12 protein-coding genes are annotated in these 15,235 nt (G+C 57.6%); 7 read left to right on the top strand and 5 right to left on the bottom strand.

Annotated features, from left to right (window positions below; translation table 11 throughout):
* The first annotated feature begins 23 nt into the window (after positions 1-23).
* From FNU76_RS23530 to FNU76_RS23515, 4 genes are all read left to right on the top strand, one after another.
* Complete coding sequence (locus tag FNU76_RS23530; protein WP_144280463.1) at positions 24-1,595, top strand: MrfA Zn-binding domain-containing protein; 1,572 nt, start codon at positions 24-26, stop codon at positions 1,593-1,595.
* 61 nt (positions 1,596-1,656) lie between these two features.
* A protein-coding gene (locus FNU76_RS23525; protein ID WP_444542064.1) for an IS3 family transposase occupies positions 1,657-2,828 on the top strand; the annotation gives its coding sequence in 2 pieces (ribosomal slippage) (positions 1,657-1,924 and positions 1,924-2,828; 1,173 coding nt in all).
* Between the two features lie 88 nt (positions 2,829-2,916).
* Entirely contained in the window at positions 2,917-3,552 is a 636-nt protein-coding gene (locus tag FNU76_RS23520; RefSeq protein ID WP_144280462.1) for a hypothetical protein, read from the top strand.
* A 306-nt stretch (positions 3,553-3,858) separates the two neighbouring features.
* The gene (locus FNU76_RS23515) at positions 3,859-4,698 is read left to right on the top strand and encodes a hypothetical protein (RefSeq protein ID WP_144280461.1); all 840 of its coding nucleotides are present in this window, start codon (positions 3,859-3,861) and stop codon (positions 4,696-4,698) included.
* A 138-nt stretch (positions 4,699-4,836) separates the two neighbouring features.
* On the opposite strand, the gene FNU76_RS23510 is transcribed toward FNU76_RS23515, so the two are convergent.
* The 3 genes from FNU76_RS23510 to FNU76_RS23500 all read right to left on the bottom strand — a co-directional run bounded on the left by FNU76_RS23510 (position 4,837) and on the right by FNU76_RS23500 (position 8,984).
* Positions 4,837-5,880, bottom strand: coding sequence for a GGDEF domain-containing protein (locus FNU76_RS23510; RefSeq protein ID WP_144280460.1), 1,044 nt, complete (start codon positions 5,878-5,880; stop codon positions 4,837-4,839).
* A 147-nt stretch (positions 5,881-6,027) separates the two neighbouring features.
* Entirely contained in the window at positions 6,028-7,896 is a 1,869-nt protein-coding gene (locus FNU76_RS23505) for a methyl-accepting chemotaxis protein (protein ID WP_144280459.1), read from the bottom strand.
* Positions 7,896-8,984 carry a sensor domain-containing diguanylate cyclase gene (locus FNU76_RS23500; protein ID WP_144280458.1) on the bottom strand — a complete coding sequence of 363 codons (1,089 nt, stop codon included), beginning with the start codon at positions 8,982-8,984 and terminating at the stop codon, positions 7,896-7,898. Before FNU76_RS23500 ends, FNU76_RS23505 begins: the two co-directional genes overlap by 1 nt.
* Before the next feature lie 451 nt (positions 8,985-9,435).
* On the opposite strand from FNU76_RS23500, the gene FNU76_RS23495 reads away from it, so the two are divergent.
* A complete protein-coding gene (locus FNU76_RS23495) occupies positions 9,436-10,044 on the top strand; it encodes a hypothetical protein (protein WP_144280457.1) in 609 nt (202 codons plus the stop codon).
* A 599-nt stretch (positions 10,045-10,643) separates the two neighbouring features.
* Here the strand turns inward: FNU76_RS23495 and FNU76_RS23490 are convergent.
* On the bottom strand, positions 10,644-10,982 hold the full coding sequence (locus FNU76_RS23490) for a hypothetical protein (RefSeq protein ID WP_144280456.1): 339 nt from the start codon (positions 10,980-10,982) through the stop codon (positions 10,644-10,646).
* Positions 10,983-11,790: 808 nt separating this feature from the next.
* Here FNU76_RS23490 and FNU76_RS23485 point away from each other — a divergent pair.
* Positions 11,791-12,750 carry a C1 family peptidase gene (locus FNU76_RS23485; protein ID WP_144280455.1) on the top strand — a complete coding sequence of 320 codons (960 nt, stop codon included), beginning with the start codon at positions 11,791-11,793 and terminating at the stop codon, positions 12,748-12,750.
* A 479-nt stretch (positions 12,751-13,229) separates the two neighbouring features.
* On the top strand, positions 13,230-13,547 hold the full coding sequence (locus FNU76_RS23480) for a protease inhibitor I42 family protein (RefSeq protein WP_144280454.1): 318 nt from the start codon (positions 13,230-13,232) through the stop codon (positions 13,545-13,547).
* An 82-nt stretch (positions 13,548-13,629) separates the two neighbouring features.
* Here FNU76_RS23480 and FNU76_RS23475 read toward each other — a convergent pair whose 3' ends face one another.
* Complete coding sequence (locus FNU76_RS23475) at positions 13,630-15,234, bottom strand: SAM-dependent methyltransferase (protein WP_179958270.1); 1,605 nt, start codon at positions 15,232-15,234, stop codon at positions 13,630-13,632.
* Position 15,235: the final 1 nt, after the last annotated feature.

Raw genomic sequence — 15,235 nt, 5'->3', positions numbered from 1 at the left:
CTCAAGCTGCTTTCTGGGAAAATATGCGCGATGACTACATGGGCCAATTCCTTGTCAATCAACTTTCCGGCCGAGGTCTAATTCCTACCTATAGCTTCCCAGTGCATTCCTTAAGTCTAGAGGTGATTCAGGAGAACCGACAGCAGCAAGGACAGACCAGAGGCGCCGCAGATGTCGCACTTACCCGAGATGCAAGTCTAGGTATCAGCGAATACGCACCCGGTGCAGAGGTAGTGGCGAACGGTCGCATCTGGACCAGCTATGGTCTTGCCCACTATCCCAAAGCATTCATGCCGGAGCGTTGGTATATAGCCTGTCCAGAGTGCTTCCATGTAGACATCGGCGACACGAAGGAGGAATTGCCAGTAGCGTGCTCAAACTGTGGCTCCATCGAGGGCAGACGCAAGCGCAGATTCATTGAGCCGCATGGTTTTGTGACCAGCTATGCCGACCGTAAGGGGCGCGACCCTGGCAACAATCGTCGACGGGTCAAGTCTGCGGACGAGGCTCGTCTTATTGCATCACCGCGAGATGAGGCCTTTTCGGAAACCGATCTTCCCTTCCTGCGCACCACCCTCTTGAAACCGCGTGGTCGGGAGGAGGATGGGTTATGCGGCACTTTGTTCATCGCCAATAGAGGCGTCTATGGTGAGGGGTATGACCGATGCCCGCGCTGCAACTTTGCTACAACGATCAAGCCGCCGGGTGGTAGGAAAGCGGTGAGGGGCAAGAAGACAGAGTCGAGTGGCAACGGTATTCAGCTTGCGCATCACGATCCGCTCACCGGGCTGCATTGTCCGAACGAACAGTTTTCTAGACCTGGCTTGGATTTGGTGCATCGCTTCGCCACCGATGTGCGCCTATTCCGATTTCTTCAGCCGCTTCCCGAACCAGAGCGCGCTGACATTACTGCACGGTGTTTTCACGAAAGATTGGCGCGCACCCTGGCCGAGGCATTGCGCCTGGCGGTCATCAACCTGTTGCAGGTGCAACCCGGCGAGGTCCGCGCCATTTACCGGCTCTACGGCGTTACGGGCAACACCCTGGAGTTGGTGCTCTTTGATGCTGTGCCAGGTGGAGCGGGTTATTGCGCGCACTTGGGCGAACCGGGCTTTTCGTTCGAGGAACTGCTTCGCCGGACCCGTGATCGCCTGGATTGCAAGGCGCAGTGCGACTCCGGTTGCCGTGCGTGCCTTTGCGACTATGGCAACCAACGCTATTGGGACAGCTTTGATCGTCTCTCCTCCCTTGCCTGGATCGACACGCTGCTCGACCCGAACACGCAGCAGATCGGTATAGGAAACTACGTGCGCTGGGCCAAGCCAAGTCTGGCGGGCCTAAATGAGCGCCTGGTTAATCACGCCCAAATTCATCTGGTCGCGCGCAGCCTGGTGGAACAGTCGGACTATTCCGAGGAGAGCCTCAACCTGCTTTTGCAATGGCTGCAAGCAGGCAAGACCGTACATGTCCATTTGGTCAACAAGCTCGAAGAAAGGCCCAAGACCCAGGCTCCACTATCCCTCTATCGACGTCTGCATCCCTATGTGCAGGAAGGACGGTTGCGCCTGTATCAAATATCCGCCGAGGACCGTTGAGCTTGGGTGTGGATTTCGGATACCAACCGTAGCCGGGTAAACTGGTCTACAGAGGTTCCGAATGTACAAAATTCCACGACAAAGCTACACCACCGAATTCAAGCAAGAAGCCGTCCGCCTGGTCGAAGTCGAAGGCAAGACCCCTGCTCAAGTAGCGCGCGACTTGGGCATATCCGAGCAGACGCTTGCCAACTGGCGCAAGGCCCACAAGGCCGGGAAGATGGCGACAGGTTCCGGCAAGCCCGTCACACCAGAGCAAATGGAATTGTCACGCCTGCGTGCCGAGAATTCCCGCCTGAAGATGGAGCTCGAAATTCTGGAAAAAGCCACGGCGTATTTCGCGAAAAAGTCGCAGTGAAGTACGCCGTGATTGACCAGATGCGCAAACACTATCCCTTGCAGTCGCTCTGCAAAGTGCTGTCCGTCAGCACGAGCGGCTTCGCCGATTGGCAGGCCTGTGGTGGCCCGACCCACTGGCTTTCTGACATGCAGTTGCTTGCGCTGATTCGTAGCGTGCATGCTGAATGCCAGGGGGCTTATGGTTCACCGCGCATCTTCCAGGAACTCAAATCCCGAGGGCATCCAGTCAGCAAAACCCGCATCCAGCGCTTGATGCAAAAACACGGCATTCGTGCGCGCCACAAGCGGCGTTATAAAGCGACAACCAACAGTAAGCACTCCCTACCGTTTGCATCCAACGTGCTGGATCGACAGTTCAGCACGAGGGCACCGGACACCGTGTGGAATGCGGACATTACCTACATTCCCACCCGCGAGGGCTGGCTGTATCTGGCGGTCGTCATGGATCTGCACACGCGGGCCATCGTCGGGTGGGCCATGGACGAGCGAATGACACGGGAGCTGGTCATCCGTGCCCTGCAAATGGCGCGTTTCCGACGCAAACCGAAGCCAGGACTACTTCATCATTCCGACCGAGGTAGCCAATACTGCAGCCATGATTACCGAGCCCTGTTGGCGGAGTACGGCATGCAAGCGTCGATGAGCCGGAAGGGCAATTGCTGGGACAACGCGCCGATGGAAAGCTTCTTCAATAGCTTGAAGAACGAGCGCGTCTTCCATCGAAGCTACGTGACGCGTATTGAAGCGCGCAAGGACCTCTTTGATTACATCGAGGTGTTTTACAATCGCAAACGGCGCCATTCGTCCATTGGCTATCAAACTCCGGCGCAGCGATACGCTGAGTCGATGGCAGAGCAGAAAATGGCAGCTTAGTTGCTACGTTGGTATCCGGAAACCGCGCCCAACCTCACGTCTGGATTGGAGCCAGCTCCCTAAGGTCTTTGTTGGTAGTGATATCGGCATGCCCGCCATCCGACAGCATTTCGCCGTTCAACCCCTCCTGGAAGGGCTCATCGCTGCGCCGGCTGATATCGGAGCCGTCGACGAAACACTTAGCACGGAACTGCATCAACTCCTGTCCAGCTCGGTATTGCTGCCGGAGGATGTACTGAAGGACGGGGAGAGAATGTCGATGTGGGAGCTGCGTGCAGGTGAGGCACGCGACTTGGACCGCATATTCAGCGTGGTCGCAGGAAGTCAGATTAAGTGTTTGACCATCTGGGATCCATACTGTGGTGCAAAGTCGAATCGGGGTAAGCTCAGATCCTTCCTATATGCCATCAGTGCGTTAGCGAAACACATCGAGCATGTGGCCATCCACTGCAAGGAATATCGAGACAAGGATGGTGACGTGGAATTTCATCTGGATGTTGAGAGGCATCTTGATGACATATTAGCCTCGCTGAGATTGTTAAGCAGCGATGTTAAGGTTCGCCGTCTTAAGGAGAGCGGGCGCACTTTTCATGACCGGACGGTGGATGCCACGATCATTGCTGATGACGGGTGTGAAACACTGCATCGCTTCTTCCTAACCGGCGGGATCGACTACCTCATGGATGAAAGAAGCGAGACTCGCATTTTTTACCGCCGTCCATAGCGAATGTACTCGCTGGCCTGGATTTGGTTGGATTTGACCCGCCCCCAGCTGAGCGAGCCATAAACCCCCGGTGTCAGAATAGTTGTCGCGTCTCCTGAATTGTCTGAGTTGGTCCGGGGGCGGAGAAAACACCAGTCGCTATCCCCAAGAAAGAAAAGAAGCGCTTTTACGCCGGATGATGCCGCCGGAGAACGCCTCGGTCGCGAAGTTGGCCAAAGAATCCAGCATTCCCGAAGTGGCGTAGTATGCTTGGCGTGGACCGCTGAGAACGCAAGGAGTCCCGGTGCCGGGCGAAGGCACTGAGGATTGACCTCGAAGGAGCAAACAAATGGCGCAAGGTTTGTCGGAGCTACTTTCAGTGGGTGCACTATCGAAAGGGAGGGCCAGTTCCCATCTGTCCAAGCGCTCGGCGCCTCTTATCTCAAGCGTTGGATTTTACAAGTGACTACTCTTCGGTCGGAAACCATCGACATCACAGGATCCCAGTGCTTCCTGGGTGTTAGAGGTGGTGATTTCGAAGCAGCTCTAATCGTCAATGGTCAGATCGCGGTGTACCATTGGTGCGACTGCGCGGGAAGCGTTGGGCAGAACTTGGTTCGCTCTGTAGCAACGAGCACTCTGGCTTCAGTTCAGAGATTCCGGAAGTCAGTGGAGAGCGAGATTCCTCCTCAGTCTACCTTGGCATCTCACTTTTCTGAAATCCTCTTGCTACTAGAGACCGGCCAGTACTTGTTGGTGCTCGAGGACATCCCATCGGACTCGTATGTCGTGGAGATCGCACTGGCTGAAATTCCATTGCTCGAAGTGACCAATTTCTACCCAGGCTTTGGCGCAATGGTGGCAACTCAGTTCGAGCCATCTATGTCCTCAAAGAGAGTTGAGGAGTACGTTCAGGCTATTGAGGCCGGCATTCGACCGACCGTCATTACACTTTCGTCCAAAGGTGCCTGGTCAGAGTTTATTCTGGACGGACATCACAAGCTAAAGGCCTATCGCGCCTCAAATGTCCAGATACGTCGCCTAGCGATCACACGCTTGGACAGCCCGCAACTACCGCTCGAACAAGCGATGAGCTTCCTCCCAAAAGAGGGGCCGTTGCGTGGGCACCTTCGAAGCCATCGGCCTCCGGGCACAAGTGAAACTTAACTGGGCGGGCTGCAGTGACACGGACGGCCGTGCATGGTGCAGGTGTCTGTTTTTGCATAGGCCGTGGGGCAGCTTTTGTGTCCGTCACTGTTAAAATAGGGGCAACTACGCCGGGAATTCAGAGGTATTGCACGCCAATCAGCGTAACTCCGGCATGGCCGGCAAGGCCACGGCGACGCGGTTGTGACCCTCGGCGCGGGCTTGATCCAGCGCGGCGCCGGCGGCGGCCAGCAGGCTGTGGGCGTTGTCCAGGCCGCGTTCGTTGCTGGCCGCGACGCCGAAGCTGGCGGTGACGGCCAGGGCGGGTTCCAGCGGGTTGGGTTTGGATTCGATCCTGCCCCGCAGCATCTCGGCCAAGGTAGCGGCGCCATCGGCCGTAGTATTGGGGAGGACGATGCCGAAGCGGTCTTCCGACAAATGGCCGGCGCTATCGGTGCCGCGCAGCGTCTGGCGCAGCAGCCTGCCCACCCGCGCCAGGGCGCTGGCGCCGCAGTCGCGGCCGAGTTGGGCATGGATTTCGGTCAAGGTATCGAGATCGAACAGGATCAGCGAGAAGGCATGGCCGAAGCGCTGGGCGCGATGGCATTCCTCTTCGATACGAGCCATCAACCAGGGACGGCCGGGTAGGCCGGTTCGCGGGTCGAGGTGGCGGGTTTCCTGCTGTTCGAGCAGGGCGTTTTCCAGCTCCTTGCGTACCCGCCGCCACTCCACCAGGGCGGAAGCTTGCCTACCCAGCTGCAGTAGCCAGTCGCGCTCTTCCTCATTCAGAAGCCTGACCCGATTGTCGAGCAGGCTCAGCACGCCGATCGCATCGCCGTTGGGCGCGCAGATGGGGGTGGCCGCGTACATGCTGAATCCGAAGCCGGATTCGATCAGGGGGTGGTTGGCGGTGCGGGGATCGACGCTGACATCGGCGATATTGATCAGTGCTTCGCCGGTCAAGGCGAGGTCGGCAAAGCTGCTGCTGCGGGGCAGCTGCTTGAAAGGCAGGAAGTCGACCGAAGCCTTGATCCACACCATGCCACGATCGACGAAGGCGACGAAGGCTTGCGGCACATCGCATAAGCGGGCGGCGGCGCGCACGATGAAATCGAAATCGGCATGCTGGTGGGAATCCAGCGAACCGCTTTGGTATAACGAGCGTAGCCGCTGTTCTTCAGCCTGGTTGGCAATCGCGGGCATAACAACTCCCCTGGTCTGAATTCCAGCATAGGGGAGTTATATGACAAAGCAATCAATGATTCCTTGCTGCGACCACCGGTCAGGCCAGCCTGCAAGCCATTCCAGGCAGGGCCTGGCTTGCGGCCGAGCACCGCCTTGAAAAGTTACTCACAGCTTGAACTTTGCGAACATGGCCCGGATGCCGCTGGCCAACTGATCCAACTCGCCCAGGGTGCCGGTCATCGATTGCAGCGCCTCGTCGCTCTGTTGAATCTGGGCGGTGACCCTTTCCGCATTCTGCGCCATCAGGGTGGCCGCCTGGCGTTGCTCGCTGGTGGAGTGGGCGATTTCGCGCATATTGCTCACCACTTCCCCCATCCGCTGCTGGATCTGGGCGATATTGCCGGCGGTTTCGCGTATCAGCCCGGCGCCTGCTTCGACCGAACCCAAGGTGCGTTGCATATTGCCGGTAGCGCCCTGGGTGGCATCGCGCATGCTGCCTATCATGCCGGAGATTTCCTGGGTGGCCTGGCCGGTCCGTTCCGCCAGTTTGCGGACCTCGTCGGCCACCACGGCAAAACCGCGTCCCTGCTCGCCGGCGCGGGCCGCCTCGATGGCTGCATTGAGGGCCAGCAGATTGGTCTGGTCGGCGATTTCCTTGATCACCTGCACGATGCCGCCGATATCGTCGGCTCTACGGTTGACTTCGGTGAACAGCGTCGACAGTTCCCGAACGGCGCTGGCGGAATTGTCGATTTCACCGGATACGCGGCTGATGCTGGTGGCTCCCACGGCCGATAGCTCACCGGTGCTCTCCACCAGCCGATTGGCATCGCCCGCGTAGTCGGCGATATGGGCGATGCTCACGGTCAGCTGCTCGATGGTGGCGGCATTGGCGGCGCCATGGTCGGCCAGCTGGCGCGAGTCGCCGGCCATGCGGCGGGTGAGGGTGGCGATATTGTTGACGCCATCGGTCAGGTGGCCGGCCTCGGCTTGCAGATCCACGAACATCAAGCGCAATTGTTCCTGGAACTGGTTGAAGGCTTTGGCGGTTTGGGCGATCTCATCGTTGCCGTGGGTCGCGATCCGCTGGGTCAGGTCGCCACCCCCGGTGGCGATCGCCCGCATGGCGTCCTTGACCCGGATCAGGCCGGCCAGCATGCGGCCTATGGTTGCCGTCAGCAAAGGCACCATGACGGCCAGCAGGACGACCAGCACGCTGATCGAAAAGATCAGCAGCTTGCCGAGGGGCGCCAGCGCATCCGCCTTGTCGATCACCACCGCCAGATACCAGCCGGTGCTGGGGATGGTACGCACCTGGATATATTTGGCGTGGCCCTGGACTTCCAGCTCCTGCATGCGGTTGCTGTCGGCCAGGCTTTTCAGCTGCGCCGCATCCAGCCCGGAGGAAAGCTCGGTGGCCGGTTTCATCCGGTGGGCTTCGTCGGCATGGATCAAGACCTGGCCCTTGCCGTCGGCGACAAAGGCATAACCCTGGTGCGCCAGTTTCACGCCGAGGATGCCGCCGACCAAGCCGTCCATGAACACGTCGCCGGCGGCGACCGCCGTGCCGCCGCTGACCGGCGCGGCCATGGAAATCACCAGTTTCTTGGTTGCGGCATCCAGGTAGGGCTCGGTGATGATGGTCTTGCCGGCGGAAACAGCCTGCTGGTACCAGGGGCGGGCGGTAGGGTCATAGCTGGCCGGCAGATCCTGCGGCTTGGAAAAGACGATGTGTTTGTCGGCAAAGCCGATATAGGTGGTGTCGAACCCCCCGGCCTTGAGGCTCAGCTGTAGAAAAGGCACCAGCTCCGGCTGCGCCGAGACATCGGCCAAGGCCGTCACGATATGGGCGCGATTGCTCAGCCAGTCATCGGCGGACTTGGCGCTGGCGCTGGAGGCTTCGGCCAGTTGCGCACTGAGCGCCTCGATCAGCTCGCCCCGCATGCGGTGGTAGGACGCCGTGGTCAGCAGGATGGCGACGAGGGCGACAATGGATGTCATCACGACGATCAACTTGGTGCGCAATGATTGCATCAGCTAGCTCCGGAAGAGTGTTTATCTGGGGAATGGGTGGGATGGGTCTGGCTATAGAGGGCGGAAGGCGCCAGCTCGACGCGATTGCGGCCGGCAGCCTTGGCGCGGTATAGCGCGCGGTCGGCGGTTTCCAGCAGCACGGCCGCGCGCGCCGTTTCGCCCGCTTCCGTTGCGCTGACCCCGAAACTGGCGGTGACATGGCTAGGCGCGCTGCCCGGTTCGCGCGGGTGGCCGGCCAGGCGGCCGCGCAGTATCTCGGCCACGGTAGCCGCGCCGTCCAGATTGGTAGCGGGCAGCAGCAGGCAGAATTCCTCGCCGCCGTAGCGGCCGGCGCTGTCGGTTTCGCGCAGGGTCTGCAGAATCGTCTTGCCGGTATTGAGCAGTACGGTATCGCCGGCGCCGTGACCCCACTGATCGTTGACCGCCTTGAAGTGGTCCAGGTCCAGCATCACCAAGCCCAACGGTTGCTGGAAGCGGCGGGCGCGGGCGCATTCCTCGGCCAGTTTTTCCATCAGGCGGCGCCGGTTCATCAGGCCGGTCAGCTCATCCTGGTTGGCCAACAGCGTCAGCTTGCGCAGATTGGCTTCCAGCTCGCGCTTGCAGTGCCGCAACTCGACCAGGGCCATGGTTTGCCGTGCCAAAGCCTGCAACAGGAGCAATTGGGTATCGTCGATAGGCCGCGCCTGCCGATCCAATACGCACAATGTTCCCAGGGTATAGCCGTCGTCGCTGATCAGCGGTACGCCGGCGTAGCTGCGAAAGCCCATTTGCAGCGTGGGCAATAGATTGGCGGTCCGGGCATCGTCGGTCAGGTCCGGCACCAGCAGCGGCTGACCGCTACGCACCACCAGGTCGCAATAATCCTGCTCGCGCGGCATGGCGGCCACCTCGGCCACGCCGAAGCAGGACTTGGCCCATACATGGCGATCGTCGACAAAGACCACGAAGGCATATTGGGTGTGGCACAACTCTGCCGCCAGGCGGGTGAGGAAGTCGAACTCCACCTCGGCGGCGGTGTGCAGGATGTCATACCGGGCCAGCGCCGCCAGCCGGTCGATCTCCGCACTTGCTTCGTCGCTGGCCGGCATAAGCGCATTCTCTCCCTTCGTATCAACCAAGATAGGCTATGAAATGGGCCGTGTATGCCTGGGCGTGGGGTAGGGCGGCTGGGTGGGGGCGGTGTGAAAAGGCCAGGAAGGGGAAGCGTCCCAGGGCAAACTCGACGCGCTGGCAGAGGCAGTGACCAAACTGGAAGTCCATGGTGTTGGACGTGCGTATTTCGGAAGAGGAGCTTGTGTTCGACTTCAAAGTGCGCAGGAAGGTTGATAAACCATGAGCCGATAAGCGCTTGTCCTGGATGCGAATATTCTTGTTCGGAGCTGATCTACACAGAGTAACCCTTGCACCATCAGCCAATATGGGACGAGGTCGATTTTATTTTGAAAGCCGTGAGTGTTTGCTCATGCCTGCAAGCAAGTGGTAACGGCAAGGAGTACTCGCCGCCGGTGGATGATCAATGAGGCCCGGCGACGCCATGGCATGCTCGTCCTCTTCTACGGCATGATGTTTTCCCTGCAAAACAAGTGGCGGATGGATTTTCATACCGCCCCTTTTAAGAATCAAAGAACACTACTCAGTGAGTCAGGGGGGCAAATGCGCATTTGCAAAAACGCTGTAGCGTTGGTTTTATTGGTGATGTCGGCGCAGGTCGTTGCGAGCGATGATCAAAGATTTATTGGCATCGAATGCGACGTCAAGGCAAGTGTGCTTCGAATTTCTTACGGCGGAGATAAACTTGGTGTATCCAAAGGGGGATATTTGATCGATACTTTTAACCTGAAAAAGAATGATGCCACTGGTGAATATGTAGCCTCCGTTCGCGAAGTAATAAAGATTTGCAAAATCAAAAAGACACTTTATACGATCCGGATCAGTGCTGTGCCGGGTAGTTGGAATTTAAATGCAGAATGCGGAGGGCTAACGTTTGGTGCTGTTAAGGTTTATTCTGAGGGCCTGAGATTAGCAGATGCGATATTCGAGAAATGCTGTTTAACAGGTGATTGTGTAAACAGCGTAACTACTCGCTTATTATTTATTAACGGTGCTAATCGACCTGAAGCATCTATGGCGTCTTCGGTGGTCAACTAGAGAGAAAATCAACGAATGTGAAGCAAGGTTGTGAGGCCGGCTGGTGGTTGTGTCGCCCTCGGCTAGTATTTCCGGGGTCACGTTTCCTTGCTCTGACATAAACGCGTCAAAGCCTTTTGCAGACGAGCATGGCTATCGGTCACCTTTCTGAAGGTGATTGCGTAGGTGGGCGTCGAGAATGAGGTTTCGCGGTCTCGTGTAAGTCGGTGTCATGTTCGGCTTTTTTTTTGGTGTTTTACAATTAAGTATCAAACTGTGCAGATTGTATTTTTTCCACGTTGCTAGGCTGGGAAGATCGGTACGGCAGAATCTTTCTGGACGCCGAAGAAATTTAGAGCGCGCCGAACACAATGGTATATAGAGATAACTTCTTGCCCAGGCTGGATAGCGAGAAGGAATACCTGCTCTCCGGTGTACCACCGGATATTGAGCCTGGCACTATCCCACAGCAGTGGTTCGACAACAATCAATCTACCCTAGAGATATCCAGTCGGTTGCCATCCTGCGGGAGTTGATTGAAAAGATTTTGGAAAATAACAAGTAATGAAAACAAAGAGATAGAAAATGCTGTTCGGGTCCCATGCAGGCGTGATGACGGTCTAAAAGACCGAGGTGGCAAAGACAGGTAGTCGGCTGCCTTGCCGGCGCCGGCGCTCCAACGCCTTCATGATCAAGGTGCAAACACCCTCATCAGTGTAGAGCTGGAACATCTCGGGATTGACCATGTAGTGTAGCCAGCCGAAGGTCGTATCGATGTCGTGGCCGAAAAGTGCTTCAAGTTGGACCGGGACTTCGCCTTCATCGAAGAGCTCGCTAGTCTTGTGCTGAATCTCGCGGGCGATGGGGCGTGCTAGCTCAAGTACAATGACCGCATCTTCGCGCAGTGCCTCTGCCAGCGTCTCGGTAGCTACCGCCTCATCGTAAATGATGACTCGCATATTGTCCGTCTCCCTACATCGGCTTCGTTCGAGGCTCACATGGGTTTGCGCGCCCCAATTCTTTTGTTGTCAGTCGTAACTATCGCCTAAGTGGGTGGATTGCAAAAAAAAGGAGAGCCACGCTTATTGGCACTGCGTTATTCGACCCTGCAGTTACGCCGCTAGTCCTATTAAATTTAGTAGGGTAAAAATTTCATAGTGGCACATGCTAACATGTAATATCAAGGACTTACGAGGAATTGTCAAATTCAGAAGCGAAGCGCTGATCGTTTTGCGGGTTATTTTTTAGGAATGCGTCTATTATAAGTCCGGACGGCTTAGCGGATTCCTGTGGGGCAGGAAACCGGATTTTTTGTAGGAAACGGCGATGGGACATAGTCAATGTCTACCGCTACCAGAAATGCGCGAAATTCATGCGGCGCAGGGCAAGTTCGCAAATATTTTTAACGGTTCCCCCTACGAAACCCTGTGGTAACTGAGTAAATTGCATAATCACTAAAGCTTCAATGAAGCCACACTATATGGGGAGCGTACTTTCAGTAAGAATTTATACGATTAGGTATCAGCTTAATTAAATAGGTCACTTGTAATAGACTAAGATTTAAAATCGATTTTTATTTCGTCAGTACCTGTCAGAATTGGTCTTTTTGACCCGAAGCGCACCACCCCCCTCGAAAGTGCGATTTCGCTAATTAGGACCGTTTTTTCTAGGTCTTTGCGAGGTTCCGTTGCTTCCCATCGCGTTACCTGATTATTTCGGCCTGAAATCACACCACGAACGGTGGCCGGGCTTAACTGGAGATGACTCATGGCTCTCGATCAGAAATTCTTAGATGATTTGCTTGCAACAAATAAGCAGAAGGGCGTGACCTGGCAAGCGGGGCCGACTTCCCTGCTTCAGCTGAACGCCGCACAACGCAAAGCGCGACTTGGCTACGTGCCAGGACCCGCCGAGCTCCCGCTGCAAGAGCGCGAGCGGATTTCCGCCCTGGCCCAGCAGACTAGGGGGATGGTGCAGGGTGCCCGGACCGTGACCCCGCCCGCCTGGGACTGGCGCAATGTGGGCGGCAACTGCTACATCAGCGCAATTAAGGATCAGGGTAACTGCGGTTCCTGCGTTGCCTTCGGCGTGGCGGCCACCCTGGAAGGCAGCATGCGCTTGTTCACCAGTATGCCAGTGAACTCAGTACTCGGCAGTTCCATACAGGACCTGTCGGAAGCGCAGCTATTCTACTGCGGTGCAGAGGTCACGGACGGATGCAGTTGCACCACCGGCTGGTGGGTGACCAGCGCCTTGAGCTACGCTAGTACGCCCGGCATTGCACCGGCGTCGTATTTCACTTACGAAGCGGGAGATCAGGGATGCCAGCTCAACGCTGGCTGGCAGGACGAGCTGACCATCTTGTCGGCATACGGCACTCCGACGGAGTCCGCTCAGATGAAACAGTGGATTTCCACTCAAGGTCCTTTGATCTCCTGCTTCACTGTGTATGAAGATTTCTATGGCTATACATCCGGCGTCTACCAGTACAACGGCAACGCCGCCCAAGTAGGCGGCCATTGCATCTGCGTAATCGGTTATGACGACAATCAGCAAGCCTGGCTGTGCAAGAACAGCTGGGGCACTGGCTGGGGCATGGATGGCTATTTCTACATTGGCTATGGTCAGTGCGGGATAGACGCCAGCATGTGGTCGATCGAATCCTTCTCACGTATCGAGATCAATGTGCCTCCGATCATCCCCCCACTCTTGGAGTCTCTGCCGTAAACGCCGCCGACGGCAAACACCCATGAGTCCGCCTGCAGGGCGTCAACTGCATCGCTGTGTCCGACGTCCTGACGGCTTCGCAAGGAAGTGGGGCAATCTCGCCTTGCCAAGTGGCGTAACCGTCAAGGCCCTCCATCGGTGCCACCGTGGACGCCAATGCGACGCTTTGTCTTGCCGTTTGGGGATCAGACGACCATCCGTAGCTAAATCAGGCGAATGGTGCGGACAACAATTGGCGTAACCAACTCTAGCCTGGCAGCGCCACCAGCACCGAGGTGGTCGACATTGTCTCCGTCGAAGGTGGCGGTCCCTATGTCTTTGTCATCGGAAGCGACGGCAATTTTTGGTCCGCCTGGTGGAAAGGTACGGGTTGTAATTGGACCCATCAGAGAGGCGCGGCCTAAAGCGTAGTCCTGGACTTTCCCCGCGAAGGTCCAGGACTGGCCAGAAAAAGCCGTCAACACTTCGGGAGCGCCGCGATGACACTTCCATCATTTAATCTTGCCGATGATGGCGGTGTGCGCCAGCTTCCAAAGGAGAGGGCCTTTGCGCTCGAACTTGACGAAACGCCCACCACTGGCTATCGCTGGCACCTCGAGTTCAGCGAAAGGCTGATGTTGCTGTCGTCCGAACTCGCGCTGGCGGACCTCCACCCCCCTGGAGCCGGCGGCAGGCGGCGCTGGGTGTTCCAGCCTCAAGGTTCCGGCGAGTTTTTCATACAGGCCAAACTGTGGCGCGAGTGGCTGGGCGACGCTTCCGTCATTTCGCGTTACCGGTTAACCGTTCGGGTAGCGTGACATCGAGTGTTCAGGCTGCCCGCCTGCCCCGTGTCTTACAGCCTGTTTTTGAAGCACGCTCGGTCCGCGCAACAGTGCTGTTTCAATCCGCAATGAGTTCGATTAGTGGGTTGTTTTCAGCCCATTCGACGCGGTTCGCTAGGACCCGAACGCACCAGGCCCGAAATTCCTGTAAATGCGGGTCACCCGCCACGACCCCCGGGGGCAACTCCCTCAATCGGTGATACCAGAACTCATGCGTCAGCATCGTTTCGTTCCGGCGGTTGCGCCAATGTTTCACCCGCCATCCTGCCGCCTCGACAAGGCGGCGAAGCGCTGTCGAGCTGACCATCTGCATGGTGCCCGCGAACACTGCACATTCCGGAGATCGATCCTGGCAATTGACCCGCATGACGAGACGATCGACGAAGGGTCTCAGAAGCTGTAACAGCCGTGCCTTGTCTTGCACATGTTCAAATGATTCGAGCAGCAACGCGCAGTCGAACTCACGTGGCGGCAATGTCCGTTCGGCATCGCCCCAGCGCACCGGTAGACCGAGCCCAGCGATGTAGCGAAATTGGGTGCGGCTTATGGTTAGGCCAAGCACCGAACAGCCGAGATCACGGATAAGCATCGACATCGGCCCGCCCCAGCCGCAACCGACATCGTAAATGCTCCCGCCCGGAGGGATGAACGAATAGAGTTCGGTGACGGCTCGGCGCATCGCCCGCGCCATGGCGTCGGGGCTGGCGCTGATACTGCCCGTTGAATCGAACAATCCATGATGATAATGCATTTCCGGGCCGAGTACTGCCTGCCAGTGATCGATTCGGCCGCCATAGAAATTGTCAAGTGCACGAGCGGAGGCAGAATAACTGTCGCAGGTTTCGATGAGACCTAGGATCAGCGCATCTGAGCGGTCGTGCCTAGCCGCCGACGCAGTACGCGCTTGCGCCTGCAGCTCGACCTCCGACCTCGGCCAATCGGATTGTGCAGCACCCGAGCAATAAAGCGTCACGCACGCATCACCGGTAGCTGTCGGAAATGCCACATGGCGAACTGGACAGGCTGCGAGATCATCGCTCTCGGCTGCAGAGAACTCGGCAAGTATTGGTACGAGGCCAGCTAGCGTTCCCGCACGGGGTGACCAAGGAAAGGCGAAATCAACCTGGTCGACGCTACCCTCAGCGCACGAGCGCAACCAGAATCCAGACGCTTGGCGAAAACGAGGGGCGCGAGCGAGCTGCGCGGCGGCGTCCCGGAAGTACGGATGCACCAGTCTTTCCGGTTGCTCCCCCTCTGCGCTCTCGGGAGCGTAGTGAAAGTGGTAGATGCAGCGGCGAGCTGCTTCGCCGGACCGCCATCGGAATGCGGTGTAGGTGTCGCCGCACAACGCGTCCTTGCCATGCAAATATAGCCGGAACTCAGGATCGGAAGTTAATGAGACAGCGATGCCCAGACGCACCGTTCCAAGCGTCACGGCAAGACGCACTTCGGGGGGGGCGGCTAGATGCTCGAGAATAGAATCAATTCTTGCCGCGTCTTCCGGCCCCCCATTTACCCAGAATCCGAAGCGACCAAAGTAATCGGCATGGCCGTCCCGGAGACGAATCGAAAACTCAAGATCGACCCGCGCAGCTGACGGCCCTGACCAGAGAGCCTTCCCGAAAATGTCGAGAAGCTGCGTGGACGTCCATGCGTAAGCCACA

Source organism: Chitinimonas arctica (assembly GCF_007431345.1).
Classification (GTDB): Bacteria; Pseudomonadota; Gammaproteobacteria; order Burkholderiales; family Chitinimonadaceae; genus Chitinimonas; species Chitinimonas arctica.
The sequence above is the reverse complement of the archived record's forward strand: the minus strand, read 5'-3'. Positions and strand labels throughout refer to the sequence as shown.

Coding starts and splice junctions, on each gene's coding strand:
- FNU76_RS23490 (WP_144280456.1), bottom strand. CDS start 10,982: ATGCGAGTCATCATTTACGATGAGGCGGTAGCTACCGAGACGCTGGCA.
- FNU76_RS23520 (WP_144280462.1), top strand. CDS start 2,917: ATGCCCGCCATCCGACAGCATTTCGCCGTTCAACCCCTCCTGGAAGGG.
- FNU76_RS23500 (WP_144280458.1), bottom strand. CDS start 8,984: ATGCCGGCCAGCGACGAAGCAAGTGCGGAGATCGACCGGCTGGCGGCG.
- FNU76_RS23505 (WP_144280459.1), bottom strand. CDS start 7,896: ATGCAATCATTGCGCACCAAGTTGATCGTCGTGATGACATCCATTGTC.
- FNU76_RS23510 (WP_144280460.1), bottom strand. CDS start 5,880: ATGCCCGCGATTGCCAACCAGGCTGAAGAACAGCGGCTACGCTCGTTA.
- FNU76_RS23530 (WP_144280463.1), top strand. CDS start 24: ATGCGCGATGACTACATGGGCCAATTCCTTGTCAATCAACTTTCCGGC.
- FNU76_RS23485 (WP_144280455.1), top strand. CDS start 11,791: ATGGCTCTCGATCAGAAATTCTTAGATGATTTGCTTGCAACAAATAAG.
- FNU76_RS23495 (WP_144280457.1), top strand. CDS start 9,436: ATGCTCGTCCTCTTCTACGGCATGATGTTTTCCCTGCAAAACAAGTGG.
- FNU76_RS23480 (WP_144280454.1), top strand. CDS start 13,230: ATGACACTTCCATCATTTAATCTTGCCGATGATGGCGGTGTGCGCCAG.